This window comes from Acidobacteriota bacterium (genome assembly GCA_038040445.1).
Classification (GTDB): domain Bacteria; phylum Acidobacteriota; class Blastocatellia; order UBA7656; family UBA7656; genus Onstottus_A; species Onstottus_A frigus.
This window is the reverse complement of the sequence record JBBPIG010000039.1, coordinates 1-19,295: the sequence shown is the minus strand read 5'-3', so window position 1 is coordinate 19,295 and position 19,295 is coordinate 1. Positions and strand designations below refer to the sequence as shown.

13 protein-coding genes are annotated in these 19,295 nt (G+C 57.6%); 9 read left to right on the top strand and 4 right to left on the bottom strand.

The genetic code is table 11. From position 1 onward, the window contains the following. Nucleotides 1-77: 77 nt before the first annotated feature. Together AABO57_26625 and AABO57_26620 are read right to left on the bottom strand one after the other, a co-directional pair. A complete protein-coding gene (locus AABO57_26625; GenBank protein MEK6289303.1) occupies nt 78-3,227 on the bottom strand; it encodes a TIR and AAA domain-containing protein in 3,150 nt (1,049 codons plus the stop codon). A 53-nt stretch (nt 3,228-3,280) separates the two neighbouring features. Then, nucleotides 3,281-4,777, bottom strand: coding sequence for a radical SAM protein (locus AABO57_26620; protein ID MEK6289302.1), 1,497 nt, complete (start codon nt 4,775-4,777; stop codon nt 3,281-3,283). 613 nt (nt 4,778-5,390) lie between these two features. On the opposite strand from AABO57_26620, the gene AABO57_26615 reads away from it, so the two are divergent. The 8 genes from AABO57_26615 (at nt 5,391) to AABO57_26580 (ending at nt 13,409) form a co-directional block, all read left to right on the top strand. Then, on the top strand, nt 5,391-6,398 hold the full coding sequence (locus AABO57_26615; protein ID MEK6289301.1) for a hypothetical protein: 1,008 nt from the start codon (nt 5,391-5,393) through the stop codon (nt 6,396-6,398). Nucleotides 6,399-6,554: 156 nt separating this feature from the next. Then, entirely contained in the window at nt 6,555-8,120 is a 1,566-nt protein-coding gene (locus tag AABO57_26610; protein MEK6289300.1) for a phosphoenolpyruvate carboxykinase, read from the top strand. A 95-nt stretch (nt 8,121-8,215) separates the two neighbouring features. Beyond that, nucleotides 8,216-8,557: a hypothetical protein gene (locus AABO57_26605; GenBank protein MEK6289299.1), complete on the top strand. Its 342-nt coding sequence runs from the start codon at nt 8,216-8,218 to the stop codon at nt 8,555-8,557. Further along, the gene (locus AABO57_26600) at nt 8,554-9,006 is read left to right on the top strand and encodes a hypothetical protein (protein MEK6289298.1); all 453 of its coding nucleotides are present in this window, start codon (nt 8,554-8,556) and stop codon (nt 9,004-9,006) included. The genes AABO57_26605 and AABO57_26600 overlap by 4 nt, the downstream gene beginning before the upstream one ends. 12 nt (nt 9,007-9,018) lie before the next feature. Further along, entirely contained in the window at nt 9,019-9,297 is a 279-nt protein-coding gene (locus AABO57_26595) for a hypothetical protein (protein MEK6289297.1), read from the top strand. Between the two features lie 158 nt (nt 9,298-9,455). Beyond that, nucleotides 9,456-11,627, top strand: a complete 2,172-nt coding sequence (locus AABO57_26590) for an ABC transporter substrate-binding protein (protein ID MEK6289296.1) — start codon at nt 9,456-9,458, stop codon at nt 11,625-11,627. A 128-nt stretch (nt 11,628-11,755) separates the two neighbouring features. Then, nucleotides 11,756-12,706, top strand: coding sequence for a branched-chain amino acid ABC transporter permease (locus AABO57_26585; protein MEK6289295.1), 951 nt, complete (start codon nt 11,756-11,758; stop codon nt 12,704-12,706). Beyond that, on the top strand, nt 12,693-13,409 hold the full coding sequence (locus tag AABO57_26580) for an ABC transporter ATP-binding protein (GenBank protein MEK6289294.1): 717 nt from the start codon (nt 12,693-12,695) through the stop codon (nt 13,407-13,409). Before AABO57_26585 ends, AABO57_26580 begins: the two co-directional genes overlap by 14 nt. 49 nt (nt 13,410-13,458) lie before the next feature. Here AABO57_26580 and AABO57_26575 read toward each other — a convergent pair whose 3' ends face one another. Together AABO57_26575 and AABO57_26570 are read right to left on the bottom strand one after the other, a co-directional pair. Then, nucleotides 13,459-15,288, bottom strand: a complete 1,830-nt coding sequence (locus AABO57_26575; GenBank protein ID MEK6289293.1) for a radical SAM protein — start codon at nt 15,286-15,288, stop codon at nt 13,459-13,461. Between the two features lie 13 nt (nt 15,289-15,301). Further along, nucleotides 15,302-16,012: an HAD-IA family hydrolase gene (locus AABO57_26570; protein MEK6289292.1), complete on the bottom strand. Its 711-nt coding sequence runs from the start codon at nt 16,010-16,012 to the stop codon at nt 15,302-15,304. An 815-nt stretch (nt 16,013-16,827) separates the two neighbouring features. Here AABO57_26570 and AABO57_26565 point away from each other — a divergent pair. Further along, nucleotides 16,828-19,295: hypothetical protein (locus AABO57_26565; GenBank protein ID MEK6289291.1), on the top strand; the 2,468-nt coding region annotated here is incomplete at its 3' end.

Sequence of the window (19,295 nt, the reverse complement as noted above, 5' to 3'; positions counted from 1 at the left end):
CCGCCGAAGCGGCAAGAGCATTAAGATCGGCGTCCACGGATTCTCGCGGCTCATGTTCAACCTGCTCCATAAAGCTCTCATATCAGTTCTTGTCCGAGAATCGCCTTCTTGGCGTCGGCGAGTTCTTCGTCGCGGCGGTGGTAGCCGCAATCGTTGATCAGCTTCTCAGCGGCCGCCAAATCCGCTTCGGGCGATTCCCACGGATATGGCTCCGCTGCTTCATTCCGCACACCGCTATCCGCTTCTTCATTCTGCAATCCGAAATCCGCAATCCGCAATCCGAAGAGCCTCGCCCGGTGCAAGTGAATATCCGCCAGGAACAACCGCATCGAGCCGCGCTCGGCGATTTCCCAGGCTTCGTCCAGGTCGCTCTGCGCGCTCTCGGGGCCGGTGCGCGCGCCGGTGAGACTCCGCAGCCAGGCGCGGGTGAGGAGGGCGGCAGGAATCCAGTTCTGCGTGCCAGCGCGGCGGAGGCCCGACACGGCGGCGTCTATGTGCGAGAAGTCAGAAGTCGGAAGTCGGAAGTCGTAATCTTCAAGAATCCCCGCGTAGAGCGCGGCGCGGCCCAAGGTGAGATGGTCGAGGGCGATGGTCAGGAGGCCAAGCTTTCCTTTGGTCACCCACTTGAGCGTCTGCGCCGCGCGCTGAGAGACGGCGCGGCACGCTTCAATCAATTCCGCATTCCGCATTCCTCGTTCCGCATTTCTCATCTGCCACGCGGCACGCTCCCCCTCCGCGAGGAGCAGGTCGCAATACTCGAAGCCCCGCACGGAATACAGCAGCGCGTAGGCGCGCTGGTGCTCGGCCTGCATCTGCTCGGCCTCGCGGAACTGCGCCTCCGCCTTGGCCCGGGAGCCCGCCTGGTGCAGGGCGTCGGCGTGGGCTGTGCGCCTCGCGATCCGCTGATACGCATCGCCGCTGCGGTCGGCGTAGGTCACGGACTGCTTGGCGTCCCCCACCGCCCCGGCCACCTCGCCCAACGTCAGCTCCAACTCGCTCAGGTTGCTGGCGCTTGAAGGGGCGTGCTGCCATTCCTCGCGCTCTACGCGCATCTTCAGGTTCGCCCGCATCGGTTCGAGGGCCTCGGTTAGCCGACCCAAGGCGCGCAGGGTGAAGGCGGCTTCGTTCAGCAGCCAGGCTTCTCCACCTTCTGAAATGGCGGGCAAGAGTTCGCTCCAAGGCTGCTTAAAGAAGCAGGCGATGGCTCCCAAATCGGAACCGAGCGCGCCGAGCTTGAACGTGCTGTAGGCTTCTCTCCCACGCTGGATGCGGTCGCGGTAAACCGTTGCACGAGCTTCCTCGGTTATCCCCGCCTGGCAGCCGTGGGCCACGGCTTGGTAGAGCGGTTGAAGATCTTCGAGCATAGGCTCAGGCTCGTCCGGCGTGGTTGCGCAGAGGTGTTCGTAAAGCCGCTGGTGCGCAGCGCGCCAGGCTTCGGGCTCCTGCTGTCGCACGCGCCGGGCGAAGTATTCCCGCAGCAGCGGATGGGCGTCGAGGGCGATGAGTTCGCCGGAACCTTGCGCCCGGTTCACCGTCAGCAGCTTCGCGTCTTCCAGTCGCTTGAGCGACAGGTTGCGCTGCGCTTCGCTGAGCCCGACGAGCGGTTCGGTCAACCCAGCGATAGCCGGGGGCTGCCACAAAGCTTTCAGGCAATCCGCCGTGGCGGGACGGTCGAACAGGCCGAGCAGCCTCAGTAGGGAGAGGGCACGATTCCCCTCCGCCTGAAGCTCGCGATCTTTCGCCTTGAACAAACGCCTCAGCCAAGCGTGCAAGCCGGTTGGAGCCATCCACTTCACATAAGCTTCCATCACGTGCCATGCGTGATCCCGATGTTCGTTTGTGGCATCGGCTACCTCAAGCTTGATCAGGTCGCGCTGGCGGATGTCTCCAGCGTGGGCGTCGCGCAGGTAAGTGCCGAGCAGGTTCAAAGTCAGCGCGTGACCTTTCACATCTTCGACCAGCTTCTCGTACTCGTTCCAAAGGTCCCGCCCATCGGCGCTCGAAATGGTTTTCCGTAAAATGCCGTGCACGCCTAAGGACTGAAGCAGCGCCACGCCCGCGTCGGTGGAAAGGCGCGTGAGCTTTTCTTCGTGGACGGTGTTGCCGATGAAGGCGCGCAGGTCGGGGAGGGCATACCGCGTAGTGACTATGCACAGGCCGTGACTGTTGGCGGCCAGTCCTTTGAGCAGCGCGGCGATCCCCTGATCCTTGAGTTCGCCCGGCGTGGGCGAGGTGGGCGCGTATTGCAGCGGCTCCAAGCCATCCAGGATGAGTAGCGCCCGCCGCTCGCCGACGATGCGAGCGAGCCGCTGACCCTTCTCGAAAGCCCCGGCGTTGCTGGCGGCGAATTCCTTGTCCGCGTCGTCCCCGAAGAAATTGAGCGCTTCCTTGAGGAACAGATCGGATGAGGCGGCCACCTGATCGCGCGTGCCCTGGCTGTAGAACGACCACGCGAACACGGCGTCGCACCCAGGCCAGTTTTGATAGGCGAGCTGGCTCGCCCACTTCGCTACGAGTGAAGTCTTCCCCTCGCCGCCGAGCGCGACGAGGGTGAGGATGTGCGGACGCGGTGACTCAGCGCGGCGGACTTTGGCCCAGACGTCGTTGAGCAGCGCGGTCTCGGCTTCGCGCCCAATGAGTTCAGCCGGGGCGTATTTGACGATGCGCGAGATGTCGACAGGGCGAGAGGCTTGGGCAGGCCCGTCGAAAGTCAGCGGGGTGCCTTTGCGACGGTGGCTCTTCTTGAGCATGCCGACAGACCCTGGCTCAACTCCCGCCTGACGCAGTAGAAAATCATAGAGCCGCTGGTAAGCATCCTCCGAAGTGAGCGCGTAGTGCGTATGCGGGCGCAGCGGCTCGGGAATGTGTTCCTCAACCACAGCGGTGAGGAATACAGGTACAAACTTCAAGGTCTGGCTGCGGCTGTCGTAAATCTCCTGCGTTATGAGTGCGCCCTCCCAATCCGCCCCCTTGCCTTTGCCCGGCGCTTCGTGTCCACGGAATCGGCGGTAGTAAGTTTCGGTGCAGATGACGAGAACAAAGGTCGCCGCATCGAGTTGGTCGAGCATCCAGCGCGGCCAGCCCTGCTCCGGCGAGCCATTCACATACTGGTCGAGGAGAGTCTCAATGCCGTCCGCGCGCAGTCGTTCGGAGAGCGCGAGCACCTTTTCGCGGTGTGCGTCGGAATCGTGGCTGTAGCTGATGAAGATTTTCGAATTGCTCTCCATAAGGTGGGTCTTGTTTGTCGAAACACCCGGGAGGAGGCGCAACTAAAGTTGAACTAGACGTACATCCGTTCGGCGCGGCGAATCTCTCGATACCGTTCAAATGCTTCGCGTTCGTCTTCAAGACCCAGGAAGTTCTTAACCGTGCTTCCTCGGAAGGTGTGCCCGAACATCCTCGGCGCGTTCCGCAAAACGAACAACGGGTTGTGTCGGAACGCCGCCGGGATGTGCCGGACCTTCATCCAACGCTCGGACTTCCATCTCATGTACTCGGCTTCTTCGGCTGATAGGTGTTCGGTCTTCACCACCGCCGTGGTGCCGTCATACTCTTCGAGACGCTCGTTGATGATCAGCCCGCGGTCGCGAAACTCCTTGGTCATCGGCGTGCGAGGATAAGGCGTCGGGTGCTGAATGTAGGGCCAGTCGATGTACTTCTTCGCGAACTCGAGATTGGTCTGGATCGACTCGCGCGTGTCGTCGGGGTTTCCGACGATCAATCCGCCTACGACGTACATCTTGTTCTTGCGAATGTAGTCGATCGCCTTGAGCGTGGCATTGCCCGCCTTCTGACCATTCTCGCGTTTGGTGTTCTTTGAGCTGGCGTTGAGGAATTTCAAATCGTCTTCGAGCACGTTCTCGATCCCGAGAAACACGTAGCGGAATCCCGCCTTGCGCATAAGCGGCGCGAGCGTCTCTCCATGATTCGCTATCGCCGAGGTCATCGCCTGGACCGTGTAGTCGATGTCGTTGAGACCCGCGTCGATGATCGCCCGACAAAGAGCTTCGAAGCGCTTCACGTTCAGCACAACGTTGTCGTCTACGATGAAGATAGCCCGCGCGCCGCGGTCGTGCGCGTCGCGAATGTCGGCTATCACTCGATCGAACGAGTAAGTGAAGAAGTTCCGCCCGCGCATCTCGATGATCGAACAGAAGCTGCAATCGAAGGTGCAGCCGCGCGAGGTCTCGATCACGTCCACTTGCCGGCCGAGTATGGTGTAGCCCTTCAGCACGCGCGCGGCGCGATTGGGAAGCCTTATTTCGCCGTTCTCGAGTCCGTTAACCGGGCGGTCCGGCGTGTGATAGAAGCGGTCGCCGCTTCGATACGAGAGCCCTCCGATATGATCGAACCCGCGCTCTTCCTCGATCGCGCGCAGGAGTTCGCGGAAGGTTATCTCGCCTTCGCCGCGCACGACAAAGTCGACAACGCCCGACGAGTTGTCGGTGTACGCTTCCGCCGCGAGACTCGGATCGTAGCCGCCAACCGCGACGCGCACGTTGGGTTTCAGTTGGCGCACCAGGTCGATGATCTTGAACGCTGTCTTGCGCTGAAAAGTCATTACCGACAGACCGACTACGTCGGGTGAGAGCTCGGTGACCAGGCGTTCGACGGTTTCGCGCACTTGCTGCTGGACAAGAACGAGATCGGCAACGGCGACTTTGTGATGAGGGTCCACGTTTCCGGCCAGAGAGGTAAGCGCGCCGTTGGGCATACGAATCACGATAGACGGCATATGCTCGAACGAATCGGGCATCGAGAGTAGAAGAACATTCATTATGCGCTTCCCTTCAATTTGGTCTGATCAAGCCGCGCGTCCGAGCTGCATCGCCTGGCGAAGTGGGAGCCATCTTAGTTGAAGGAGGACCGATCAGCAAGCAGTAGGGCAAGCCCCCGCCGGGCCGTCTACATGTTGAAACAGATCACAAGCCGGGATTACATCTGAGGTCTTCTGTCAACGCACTGAGCTTGACCACTTTGCTTACCTTTAAGTCTGCAATGCGACTGCCGGTAGCGGCGATGTCCCTTCAAGCTCGCGGTCGGGAAGGGTGGCTTGCCCCCGCTGTCTTGGTTCGGGAAGCAACTCGAAGACTCAACAGCAACAGCGGGGGCAAGCCCACCTTCCCGAACCTGTGATCTGATTCAATGTTCAGTCGATCGGGCGGGGGCAAGCCCACCGTTGGTGCGACTGAGTGGCGCTCGCGGAGTGGTGCTCGCGGTTGGCAACCACGGCAAAACTCTGTCAAGATTGGTCGCGATTATTGAAATGAAGATGCGGCTGCGATCGCTAGTCCGACAAGCTTCAGTTTGCCGGCTCGTTGGCGCGCAGCATTCGGGCCTCGCGACAAACTGAGGGTTGAAGGACATTGTTCAAAAGGAGAGAACGGTTGTTGAGAAGAGTACTTTGGGCGTTGCTGGCGGTTGCGTGTCTTTGCGTCTGGGCAGTGCCCCAGACCGAGGAGCAGAGGGCTGGCCACAACACGCTGAGTCTGGACGAGCGGCTTGGGACCGACGACGGCGCGGCGCTGGCGATATTGTTCGGCGCGAACATGCGCGGGAACCTCGACGTTTGTGATTGCAACTATCCTCGAGGGGGGCTGGCGCGGCGCGTCGGCTATGTTGAGGCATTCAAGAAGAAGTTCAAAGAGACGCCGGTGGTTCAAGTCGAAGGCGGCTTTTTCTTTTATAACAGCGCAGGTTATCCCGCCGCGGACTTGCAGAACGAGCAGGTAGCGCGCGCCTATAGCCGGTGGCCAGTCGACGTAATCAACCTCGGTCGCGAAGACCTAGTGTACGCGCGAAGGCTGCTGGCGCGGGATGGTCTGAATGAGCGAGTTCGGACTCTGCCGATGATCAACCGTCTGATCTCGGCAAACTGCGTCTTCGGTCCTGATGCTGTGCCGCCTGCTGCGTACCTGATCAAAGAAGTCGCCGGCCCTAGAGTCTATGACGGCAGGAGGAAACTCAAGATCGGGTTTGTCGGTCTCGCCGAGCCCAGTCATCCTGGCGACGGACTGAGGGATGCCACCGTGACTAGCATGTTTACAAGCGCGACACCGCTGGTCCTAAAGGCCCGCAAGGAGTGCGACGTGCTCGTGATCGTTGCCCATTGCGATCTCGAACCCGCGCTCAAGCTTGCCGCCGAGAACCTGGAGGCCGACGTGATCATTGCGGCTGACGCGGGAGGGATCTATAAGCCGCGGCGAGTTGGCAACACGATGGTGGTGAGCGCGGCTCCGGGTAATATTCAAGAGGGCGATCTTCGCTTTTACTTTGATAAAGAGGGACACGTGAGTTTTAAGTTTCGCGCGACTGACCTCGACTCCCTGGTTCCATCCGATCCGGCGGCTGCGGCCTTCGTGCTGGCGGCGCGCGCGGATCGGGAGCGCATACGGTAGAATAAATCAGGGTTGACGACATCCTCGGCTAGTTCGAAAACAAACTCTCGCCCGGCTGTTACATCGCCCATCAAGCCCATTTGCCCCAGGTAATTCAGTTGGCTATTATACGTTTTTGGCGTTCTTAACGAATTGAGAGATTCAACGGAGGACTAAATGAGTAAGCCATCTGCCCGAGCCGCGCTGCCGGTCGATCCGAAAGAAATCGTGTGGAATCCATCGGCCGAAGATTTGCGCCTGCTCACAGAAAAGATGCCCAACACTCGCGTCACCCGCTACGACAATACCAACACTCAGTCCCGGGTCGACGCGCGCTCGAAGCTTTCAACCTATGTTGTTTCCGATACGCCCGAGCGTCACGACTCGCCGACAATCACTCGCCAGGAGTATGAACGGGTCGCGAAGCTGCAGAACGACTATATTCGCGGCTGCGAGATGATACTGGTAGATGGCTTCATCGGAAACGACTCAGAATTTCGCGTACCGAGTCGTCTGATCATCGAGCAGTCGAACGCGAACGTTGCCGGAATGCAGAAGCACCTCTATTACCCGGCGACTGAGGAGGAGTTGCGCAATTTCGAGCCTCGCCTGACGATCATCTACACTCCGAATATCGAGATGAAGGGTTATCCAGCCGACCGGTTGATCGCGGTCGATCTGGAGAACGGCGTCACTCGCGTTCTTAACAGCGACTATTTTGGAGAATCGAAAAAGGGCGGCCTGCGAATGTGGAACCAGATGGTCTACGACCGAGGCGGGCTCGCGCTTCACGCCGGCTGTAAGGTCATCCCGGTTGGCGACCAGAAGCGCGTCGGCTTGATCATCGGGCTATCGGGCACGGGTAAGACTACTACCACCTTCACCAAACAGAACGACTCTTCTCCGGTTCAAGATGACTTCCTGGCGCTGATGCCCGGCGGGAAGATCTACGCTACGGAAAACGGTTGCTTTGCGAAGACATTCGCGCTGAACGAAAAGGACGAGCCGACTATCTATAACGCAGTCACGAGCGAGCACGCGTATCTGGAAAACGTCTCGCAGAATGAAGCGGGCGAGCTTGATTTCTACGACACCAGCTACACGCAGAACGGCCGCGCGGTCGTGCGCATGCAAGACATCGCCGGCGCTATGGATGCGCGCGAGATCCAGTCAGCCGACTTCCTCTTGATACTCAATCGCAATGACAACATCATTCCGGGAGTCGCAAAGCTCAATCGCCATCAAGCGGCCGCTTACTTCATGCTGGGTGAGACGCGGGGCACGTCGGCAGGCGGCGCATCCGAAGCCGGCAAGTTCCTGCGGGTGCCCGGCACCAACCCGTTCTTCCCGCTGAAGCATGCGCTGCAAGGTAATCGCTTCTGGGAGCTGCTGGAGTCGTCGCCGATGGAAGTCTTCTTGATGAACACCGGCCGTGTAGGAGGGCGCGACGAAGATGAGCGGTCGAAGAAGGTTCGCATTCAGCACTCTTCGGCAATAGTGAAAGGGATCGCCGAAGGAACGATCGAGTGGCAAGAAGACCCGGACTTCGGCTATCAAATCGCCGCAATGGTTCCGGGAATGGACGGCGAAGACAACGAGATCCTTCAGCCGCGCAAGCTCTACGAGAGGCAAGGCAGAACGGACGAATACGAGCAGATCGTAGAACGCTTGAAGAACGAACGGCGCGAATACATGGCGAAGTGGGAGGGGCTGAATCCCGAAATGGTTCAGGCAGTGGGTTAGTGCTCCACGGGTTGTTCGGCCGGAGTTTGTTAGTAGGGAGATCGCACTTCTATTCTGGGTAAGCTCACATTTGACTCGCCTGCGGGGTATCACATATGGCGACATTAACGATTCAAGAGGCGCAACAACAGGCTAGCGAAGCAGATCGCGAATTAGAAAGAGAGTTCCGCCAATTGACAGATCAATGGTACGAAGAAACGAGGCTCCTGTCTTCTACATCTGAGATTGTATCGAAAGAGACTTATTATCAAATCGTTGCCCTGGGAAGAAGAGTAATTCCCCTTATTCTTCGGGAACTACAGGAGCGGGGTGGGCACTGGTTTTTGGCGCTTAGAGCGCTGACAAAGGACGATCCCGTCAATCCACAAGACAGGGGTAATATGAGAAGGATGACGCAAGCCTGGCTGGATTGGGGTAGAAGACATAACCAGATATGACGCCTCAAGCAGATGCATTGATAAAGGCTAATTTCCCGAACCTCCAAGATGAGGAATATGAAGTGACGAGCCCGCAAACGCGCGAATACAATTGCATCGCGTGGGCAGCCGGCGATACGGAGAACTGGTGGTGGCCTTCGGTTGATGATCATTGGCCTGATGGCGTGCCGCGCGTAAACACGGTAAATAACTTCATCTTAGCTTTTCAGCGTCTTGGCTACGAAGTTTGTGATGATGGAGATTTCGAGGCCCAATACGAAAAAGTAGCTTTGTATGCTAATGCAAACGGCCCTCAGCATATGGCAAAGCAGCTAGGTTCTGGCGCTTGGACCAGCAAGTTAGGTCCAGAATGGGATATACAACATCTCACAGCGCAGGCCGTAGAGTGCAGCATATATGGCGAAGTTGTCCTCTATCTGCGAAGACCCAGAACGTCCGGACAGGAATAATCGGAATCAGAAATGGAGAGAGAATCCACGGGTGGCAAGGCTACACCAGACGGATCAGTGGTTAGAGATTTTGTGGGGGCAGAGGTGAACCCACGTCGTGAGCTTCCAGAAGATCTGCTTATTGCTTACCACGATGAGATCAAACAAGCATTGCGCTGCGCCGTTCGTCAGGCGTTGCAAATGCACAAGCGAGCCGGCAACCCTGTCGCCGGTTGGAGAGACGGAAAAGTTGTGGTCATCCCGGCCGAAGAGATTCCGGTTGATGATCTGACCGAAGACCAGCCAGCCTAGCCGGCTGTAGTTGTAAGAGACTTCAGCGGGTCCACACTCACCTTCAAGAACCCGCATTGGACTCCAGTGCAAATCCTTCGCGATCAACAAAGCCGCGTTGCCTTAAAGCGCTCGGCGAATCTATAATCGCCGCGCTTCAAGGCGACTCAATTCTTTGGGTGGACAACCGACTGACGACGCGGCTCACATCCCTTTCAAACGTGCGGCTCAATCCTGCGAGGATCATTGCCGTCCTCGCGATGTCCCTTTGCGCATTCGCATCGGGCTGCGCGCGTGAGGGAAATCAAGGCGGCGAGAATTCAATTCGCGTCGGCATAATCACTTCGCTCACCGGCTCTGAGGCCCGGTTCGGCCAGGCTCAAAAGTACGGTTACGAAATGGCGCTCGACGAGATCAACGCCGTGGCCGTACTAGGGAAGAAACTGGAGCTCGTATATCAAGACGACACCTCAAAGCCCGAAGTCGCAACCCTCACCGTCGAGAAGCTTAGCGACCGAACCGATATCGTCGCCCTGATCGGAGCTTATTCCAGTTCGGCCACGTTCCCCGCTTCCGCGGTAGCGAATCGCTATCAGATACCCATGCTTTGTCCCAGCGCGATAACGGATGAGATCACTCGTCAGGGGTACGAGTGGATCTTTCGTGTTTGCGCACCGGCGAGCGAATACGGGCGCGCTCTGGTGGAATTTCTTACTAGCGCTGCCGGGACTCGCCGACTCGCCGTGGTTTATGAGAACACTCAGTTCGGATCAAGTGTCGCGCGCGCGGCCTTGGACCAGGCTCCCAGGGCTGGGATCGAGATTGTTGCTTACGAAGCGTACGATCAAGGCGGAACGGATTTCACGCCGCTGTTGACTCGGGTCAAGTCGGCAAGCCCTGACGCGGTGCTTTTTGTGTCGTACCTTGCGGATGCCACGCTGCTGATGCGCCAGTCGAAGGAGATCGACCTCAATCCAAAAGTGTTCACGGCCGGCGGCGCCGGGTTTTCGCTTCCCGATTTTTTGAAAGGCGCGGGCGACACGGCTGAGTACACGATCTCGGTGACTCAATGGACTCCCGATGCAAAGTGGACGGGTTCGCGCGAGTGGGCCGACGATTTTCGCCGGCGATTCAACTACGAACCTAACTATCACAGCGTTCAGGCTTACATGTCGCTTAAGATTCTTGCGAACGCGATCGAGCGGGCGGGCTCAACCGATCACACATCGGTGCGCGATGCGATCAGGAGCTCGAAGCTGGATTCGATCTTTGGTCCGATCCTTTTCAACGAAGTGGGGCAGAACGAGCATCAGGTCGCGATCACTCAGGTGTTGAACGGAAAGTTCACGACTATATGGCCGCCGTCGGCCGCCATTCGACCGCCGGTGTTGCCCACGCCGTCGTGGCGCGCACGAAGCGCGGCTGGAGAATCGGGCGGCTCGAGCACGACTGAAGCTCACGTGCCGACATCGGTCTCCGGCAGCGAAAAACTCCTCCAGACTACCGCGAGCGGGCTGCTCACCGGAGGAATCTACGCGCTGATCGGAATCGGGCTCACGATCATTTTCGGAGTGATGCGGGTGGTCAACTTCGCTCACGGCGCGCTGGTGATGGTCGGAATGTACGCGACCTATTTTCTGTTTACCTATTTGCACATCGATCCGTTTCTGTCGCTCCTGGTTGTCATGCCTGCCATGTTTGTTGCTGGCGTCATCATTCAAAAGACGCTGATCGCTAGAGTGCTCGGGGCGCCGGAGATGAATCAGATTCTGCTCACTGAAGGCATCAGCATTGTGTTGATCAACACCGCGCTGCTGCTGTTCACGTCGAACTATTTGACGATGACGACCGGCTATGCAGGCGCGACGTTTCACCTCGGCGGGGTGTCGTTGAGCAAGCCGCAGATCGCAGCTTTCTTGATCGCCGTCGTGATCACCACTGCCGTTTATTTTTTTCTGGTGCGAACGAATATGGGCAGGAAAATCCGCGCAGCAGCTCAAGACGCTGAAGCCGCCCGCCTTCTGGGGATCAACATCAAGCGAGTTCAAGCCCTCACTTTCGGGTTGGGGGTGGCGGCTGCCGGAGCTGCCGGGTCGCTTTTGATGCCGATCTACTATCGCGTCGAGCCAAACGCCGGATCGCCGTTCACGCTAAAGGCGTTCGTCGTCGTTGTTCTCGGCGGGATGGGGAGCGTGACCGGCGCGCTTGTGGGCGGGATCGTGTTGGGCATCGCGGAATCGCTCGGCGCGGTCTACATTGCGACCGGTTATAAGGACGCGATCGCGTTTGTGATTTTCCTCTTGGTGTTGACGCTGAAGCCGGCGGGGCTTTTGGGGAAGTCGAAGGTGTGAATGAGGCAGAGAGCAAACAAGAGGGCGCGCACATTGAAAATTGAGAATTGCAAATTGAAAATTTCAAATCTTCATTTTTCAATTTGCAATTTGCAATTCCCGGGTTCCTGCTTGCTTAGCCTGAGTTTATGAAGAGAGCCAAAATCTATTTATCAATCCTTGCACTGTTTCTAATCTCGGCGCCGTTTATTTTCCAGGCGCGATACTCCCAGCATGTCTTGATACTGATTCTCCTCTACATCACCCTCGGGTCGGCGTGGAACATCCTCGGAGGTTTTGCGGGCCAGTTATCGCTGGGTCACGCAGCATTCTTCGGAATAGGCGCTTATACGGCAGCGATCATCGCCAGCAAGACCGAGCTTTCGCCGTGGTGGGCGTTGATCGCAGGTCCGCTGGTTGTCTTGCCGATTGCGCTCATCGTAGGGTGGATATGCTTTCGACTGCGCGGACCGTACTTCACGCTGGCTACGATTGCGGTTGGCGAGGTGGTGCGGCTGGTCGCGTTGAACTGGAGCGCGTTGACAGGCGGTGCGGTCGGCGTGGTGATCCGGCCTTCGATATTTAGCGGCACGAGTAAAATCCCTTACTACTACATTGTTCTTATGATCGCGTCGGGAACGGTAGCGCTGTGTCAACTGATCAGCCGGCGGAAGCTGGGATATTACTTCATGGCGATACGGGAAGATGAGGAGACGGCCGAATCGATTGGCATCGACACGACGCGTTACAAACTCTTTGCCCTCGCGATCAGCGCAACGCTTACGGCGATCGCCGGAGCGTTTTACGCGAACTACTTTATGTTCGTCGATCCAACCATTGTACTGCCGCTCGCTCTGTCGGTTGAGATCGTGCTGATGGCGATAATCGGCGGGTTGGGCACGGTTGCCGGGCCGGTTCTGGGAGCGGTGCTGCTCAAGCTATCGTCCGAAATCTTCCGCAATGAATTCGCCCAGGCGAACCTCCTGATCTACGGGGCGCTGCTGGTCATAGTCATACTGTTCATGCCGGATGGGTTGATGGGCGGTTTTCGAAGACTCTTGAGGTTCGGAGCGAGGAAATCTCAACGTGTTTCTGCTTGAAGTGAAGGAGCTGACCAGGCGATTCGGCGGACTGGTTGCGGTTGACTCGCTCACCTTCAACGTAAGTGCGGGCGAGACGGTCAGCATTATCGGTCCCAACGGTGCGGGCAAGACGACGGTATTTAATTTGATCACCGGCTTCCATCGGCCTACCGGCGGCGAGATTATCTTTGACGGCGTGAATCTGGTCGGTAAAAAGCCACACAAAATTGCGCTTGCGGGAGTGGGCCGGACGTTTCAGATGGTGAAGCCGCTTCGCGGGTTGAGCGTATTCGAAAACATCCTGGTGGGGGCTTTCGCGCGCACCGGCGATCGCGACGAAGCTCGGAGCATCGCCGAAGACGTGCTAGAGTTCACGGACCTTAAGGAGGTCGGCGGCGCCAAGGCGGACGGCTTGCCGATCGGCATGCGAAAGCGGCTCGAACTCGCGCGTTCTCTCGCAACCGGTCCCCGGCTGATACTACTTGACGAGGTGATGTCCGGGCTCAATCCCACGGAATCAAAAGAAGCGATCGAGCTTCTGAAGAGGTTGAGGGATGAGCGTGGTATTTCGGCGGTAGCTGGAGTCGAGCACGTTATGCAGGTGGTAATGAGCATCAGCGATCGCGTCATCGTGCTGAACCACGGAAGGAAGATCGCTGAGGGAACGCCAGCCGAAATCGCCAACGACCCTGAAGTGATTGAAGCCTACCTTGGAAAGTAAGATTGCCGGGCCGCCTGTTGTCGAACAGGTTTGGCCCGGCGAGTCCGCTTTAGTCGCCGGCCGAGCCTGAAGCGACGAGCACGCTGGGCGGCTTCATCCAGGACAACTGCACCAGAGCACCTTCAGGCACATGGCTCGGATCGCAGACGCCGCAGCGAACGCAGGGATCGGTCGCCGGGCAAGGCTTTGTGACCTTCTCGGCCATCGCGCGCTGGTATTCCCGCTTCATGAATTCGGTTGTGAGTCCGATGTCAACTACATCCCAAGGCAGCAGTTCATCGAGCGAACGCCGCCTGAGCGAATAGTCAGTCCAACCTCGCATTGCCTGGCGCCAATTGCCGGTTCGGTCTGCTTCCAGAATGAACTCGGAAACGCGCCGGTCGCCTAGAGAGAGCAACGCCTGGAGCTGAGCGATGCGCGACGACATGGCTCGCACTTCGACGTTGGGGATTTGCTTAAAGGCTCGCGTCAGGTATTTGATCTTTTGATCGATCACTTTCTCGGGTTGTATCGGCTCCCACTGAAATGGAGTTTGCGGTTTAGGCACGAACGCATTCAACGAAACGATAATCGAACCGACTCTTCCTCTCGGTCTCCCTGCCTCGATCATCCGCTCGCGTATTCGCTCGGTGAGCGACACAATCGCATCTATGTCTTCATCTTCTTCGGTGGGCAGCCCGATCATCATGTAAAGTTTCAGGTTCAGGATGCCGCGGTCGAAGATCATCCGGGCGATGTCCACCACCTGCTCGTTTGTGAGGTCCTTATTGATAACCCGCCGCAATCTGTCAGAGCCGGTCTCTGGGGCGATGGCTATCTGCTGGTCATTTCGACGAACTAAGGCATCAAGCAGCTCGGGTGAGATCTGATCAAGCCGCAAAGACGAAACCGAAACCTGATAGTCTAGCTCTTCCAGGCCCGCCAGGAGCTGATGAATCTCAGGATGATCGCAGACAGCGGTGGCTACCAGTCCGATCTTGTCGGTGAGCTTGCGCATCTCGGCCGCGCGAGCGAGGAGCTTCTCGGCGGAAAAAACTCGGGGAGCAAGATAAGAATAGCCCGCCCAGCAGAAGCGGCAACCCATCGAGCAGCCGCGCGAAATCTCAACAAGGTAGCGGCCGCTCATTTCGGTGTTGTCGGTTATGATCTCACTTGCTGGGATGAAGTCGTCCTCGAAGTGCCCGTTGCCTTCCTGCTTACGCATTGGATTGCGCATCGTGAAGACTCGGCGAGGAGCCCCGTTGGTGGGGATTAGTTCCCTTATGCTCCCGTCCGTTTGGTAATGTATGTTGTAGAAGCTGGGAACGTAGAAACCAGGCTCTCGAGCAAGCCGCAACAACAGATCTTCGCGCGAGGCTGCCTCGTTCATTAGTCTGACCAGGGCAGGCACGAGCACTTCGCCCTCGCCGACGCAAACCACATCGACAAAGTCGGCCACCGGCTCAGGGTTCAGAAAGGCCGCGGCGCCACCCATAACTACAAGCGGGTGCCAGTGGTTTCGGTCCCGTGTCCTGACGGGAATCTTTGAGAGCCGGAGCAGCTTGGGAATGTTGAGATAGTCGGTTTCAAATGAAACCGAGATAGCGAGCACATCGAAATCAGAGATCGGTGTTTCTGACTCTAACGATAGCAATGGCGTGCGAGTCCGATCGAGCTCTTGTTCTATGTCGGCATCGGGCGCGAAGACGCGCTCGCAGGTTACGCCAGTATGAGAATTGAAGAGCTGGTAGACTGCTTGAAAACCGAGGTTGGACATCCCGATGTAGTAGGTGTTCGGATAAGCAAGCGCAATGTCTAAGCCGCGCCCGCGAGGCTTGTGGCTCACGAGGCCCACCTCACTTGTAAGTAGTTTTCGATATCGATCTTTGATCTTCTGCATTCTTGGGATGTCCTTATAGTAATGCCCTATTCTCTCGACTGAAAATCTCGAGCAGATCGGTGATCGACTCGGCGAGGAAATCGGGCCGCTCGCGTTCAAGCTCGGTACGAGGCGCCGGACCCCATAGTGCCGCCACTGTCCGGACCCCGGCCGCGCGCGCCGCTACGATGTCGTGGCGGCTATCGCCAATATATGCTGCCGAGCTCGACTTGGCGCTCAACCTTTCCAACGCGGCGTGTATCGGCTCGGGAAGTGGCTTGTGAGTATCTGTATCTTCCAGGAAGACAGCCGAGTGGATTAGACCGTCGAGGGCGCATAGCCTGAGCCCGCGAAGCGCGAGTTCACGGCTCTTTGAGGTTACCACCCCGATCAAGTACCCGCGGCATCTAAGTTCCGTCACTACCTCGCAAGTGCCCTCGAAAGGCCGAGCCAGCGAGTCGTGATTGGCGACATTGAATGATCGATACTCAGCGAGCAAATGGTCAACGACATCAGGATCGCCCTCGGCTCCCCGACTGCCGCTTTTTGATTCAGCCTCCGTGAGCAGTAATCGATGCATTGCCGCTCGCAAGGGGGTGCCGAACGTTTGAATAAGGTCTTCGCGTGAATGGTTGAACCCGCAAACCGTCTCCCATGAGTGTTGAAAACATCTCAGTATGAGGTCGGTCGTGTCTATGAGTGTGCCATCTAAATCAAAAAGAATTGCTCGTGTCTGATGGTTCAAATCGACTTTCCTCTTTCGCGGAGTGCGCAGTGAACTGCGAATTATAGTGGTCCCGCCCCGATGTAGGCAAATCAACCTTTAGAGCACAGAGGAATGAAGCGAGCTCCTACAAAGCAATGGACCAAAATCACAGATTACTAACTGGCCCCCCGATATCTGTTTGAGGGAGGAACTAGATGGATAGTGATTACCGTGTGGATAGTAAATGGGCACCCCGTCGGAAACTTTGTATCCAAATACGGAGGTCAGCGTGCGAGCAGCACGGCATTGCGGTAAAGGACTAAACTCCATAACTTCTACGTCTATCGAGGTTATAAGCTCGTGCGGCAAATAGTTCTTAGGTGAGTGCTCGCCGTGGCACGGCTAGTGCAGTGCGTTCAGCGGCAGCAGTTTGCCAACTGTAGCCGTGTTCTGTATCAATTTATTTTTTGAGTTGGTTGATTTTATCGTTGCTTTTAGGCGTTGGTTCGAATATTATATGCCTTCTTTTTGCAGGTTTAGGACTCGCTGTTTCTATCTAGTAGCCCCAGCGCTGAAGCGCAAGTAAGACGGCGCCGAAGGCACAAATAACTTGTTTCAGAAGGACTGGAAACGAAAGCCGTCGGACAGACGGTTCGCGCCGAGTGGCGCTGGTTTGAGTGCCGTGTCACCAGGATGAGTGACCGGTGCCGACGGGTCGCAGCAGGCGCGATAATCTCCGAGGTTTTCGGAGAATGTCCCTTAGCGAGTGCTTCCAGATTCTTGACCTCCGGCGGCGTCGCCGGGTTAGACAAATTTGAATGGGATTCCCAAAAACTTTGGAGAGGGATAAAACAATGAACATAAAGAGAGCAGTTTTCATGGCAGTGCTGGTGGTGGCGATAGCCGCCTTGGCATTGCCGCTAGTGGGGCTGCGAGCAGCGGCTTCTGGCTCTGCGGCGCCGGCAAGTGCATCGGCGGCCAAGGCTCGAGCTGTCAAAGCCGCAACTGCGGCGGTTCAGCAGAGCCAGCAGCAGAGAGAGGTGAGTGAAGATGTCCAAGCGGACAGCTCACTGGAGGGGAAGATTCCAGCCGCGACGCTCAAGTTGCTTGGCCTCAATCGGGTGGCAAATCCCCGCGCGGCGAGCGAGAAGCTCGGCAAGAGGCTGCTCAACAAGGGTAAGAAAGCGGACGGGGGACAAGTTTCAATACAGTCTGGGCAGCCGCTGGTGTTGGACGCGCGTAGCGCTTTGAGTGATGCGCTATCCATCGCGATTGGCGGCCGGGACAATCAGTTTTCAGAAGTGGCATTGATAGCTGATTGGGACGGACGCGAGGACTGTGTGGCAGATCGCGAACAGAAGGTGGATGATTTCTCGTTTGCCGAAACGGAGATCGACGTAGAATTGACGCGTACGGCGATCAGCGAGCACACGGTAGCCAACGGGTTCAATCAGAATGTTTATTATTACGGTGACTCGGTAGGGAATCTGTGGGTAACCGTGGACACGAATCCTGGCCTCAGCACGGCGCCGGGCGGAGCCGCAGACCTCTTTAGTCAGGTGAACATTGTTGAGTTGGTGAACAATGGCTTCACTGCTGTCGCGAGCCCCCTTGGGCAAGTGAACCTTATCGCGCCGGGCGGTGCTCTGGTGGGCGGAACAGCCACTTCGGGTGATTGTCTGGACGATCAGGTGGTGGTGACCGGGATAGCGGTCAACCCGGTAGCAGACCTGGGGGATTTTGGTACGGGGCTCTGCGGGGTGATCGGAGAAGTAGTCTATGTATCGGTCGTAGACTCCGAAGGGTGCGCAAAGAACGCCGCGAACCAACCGCTGCGAACGCGGATATTCGCGTTCGGTTTTGTTGATAGCGCAACTGGCGTGACATCGGTCGGAGCGATTCAGATACTCAAGAGCAAATTCATTAACCTCGCAGGCGTGGCGGTCGATGATGACGGCAGCCTGTATTATCAGTTGGTAGATTTGATTACATCTCAGGCGGGTGCGCTGACTGGTGGCGCGATTCTCAAGGCGACCGAGCTTTGCCGGACGGTGACAGCTTGCCCTGGCCTGCTTTCGCCTCGGATCAATCGGGTGATAACAGCCATACCCGATCCCCCGACTCTTGGCAGTTGGGTAGGTACTGCCGCGAACCCGGTAGTAACCGCGAACGGAGTACGTAACACCAACTACGGCGGCGGAAACGTAGGCCTTTGGGGTAACATAGTCGCCATAGCAACCGGGCCCTGCAACGTCCTGTATGCAGCAGTGTCCCGTTCATTTGTGGCGGGCGACGTTAGCTTTGACCAGTTAACGATGGGGTTGTTCGGGGCGCCGACTCAATTCGGTGCTGCGGGGACGCCTTCGATGGTAATCAGTTTCGCCGATTGCCAGGGCCTGGTCGATGGGTGTTCAGGGCAGGCTTCGTTCCCCGATCAGGTGGATCCGGACGTAGGAGGCACATTGCCAAGGGCGGACGGATTCGCCGACGTGGCAAATGCTTCGGTTACGACCCGCATCGCCGGAGTGAACAACTTCCGCATATTCGTCCAGGGCAACGGGCCGAATCTGGCTCCTGCCGTGGGTGGGACTGCGGTTGTCCCGAGTACGCCAGTAGGACTGCTCAAGGTTGACATGCAGATAGACTACGTGCCAGCGCACGCCGGACTTGCGGTAAGCGGCGAGGGCACGGTGTTTGTGATCAGCGGCGGCGCGCCGGCAGGTGTGGGCAAGAGCCCCTCGCCGATGCTGGGCGAGGTGTTGTGTTTTGAGGATATCTGCCCGCCAGATCGCCGAGCAGACTTCGTTGATCTGCGAGGAGATACGCTTGCGAACCCGCCAGCTTCAGGCGGTAACATTGGAGATGGAGATTCAGACAGGTTTGATCACATCTTCTACCAGGCTCCGTTGGATATCAACACGGTGACGCCCGCGGGCTTGACCGGCTTGGCGCGAGGGTTCCTGCGTTATACGAACCGGTTGGCGCCGAACGGTTTGGGGATTAATGGTTCTGCGGTAACCGTGATAGACTCAACCGGGGCTCTCTTGGGGTCACTTGGACAAACGGTGGGAGTACTTGCCGATGACTCTACTCTCACGACGGCAATTGTGTTTGAGTCACTCGATCCTGGACATCAGGTCGCCGGTGGTGACGATCAGAACACGCCGAACAGGGGCGATGACAACGACGGCGCTGGCAGTCCACCGCTGACAGGCCTGCTCCACGGTGGGTTTGAGTTTCTGTTTGGCGGGCCCGTTGGAACTGCAAATTGTGTGTGGAACGGGTTCTTCTGGAATTCAAACGGAAACATAACGTTTGGAAC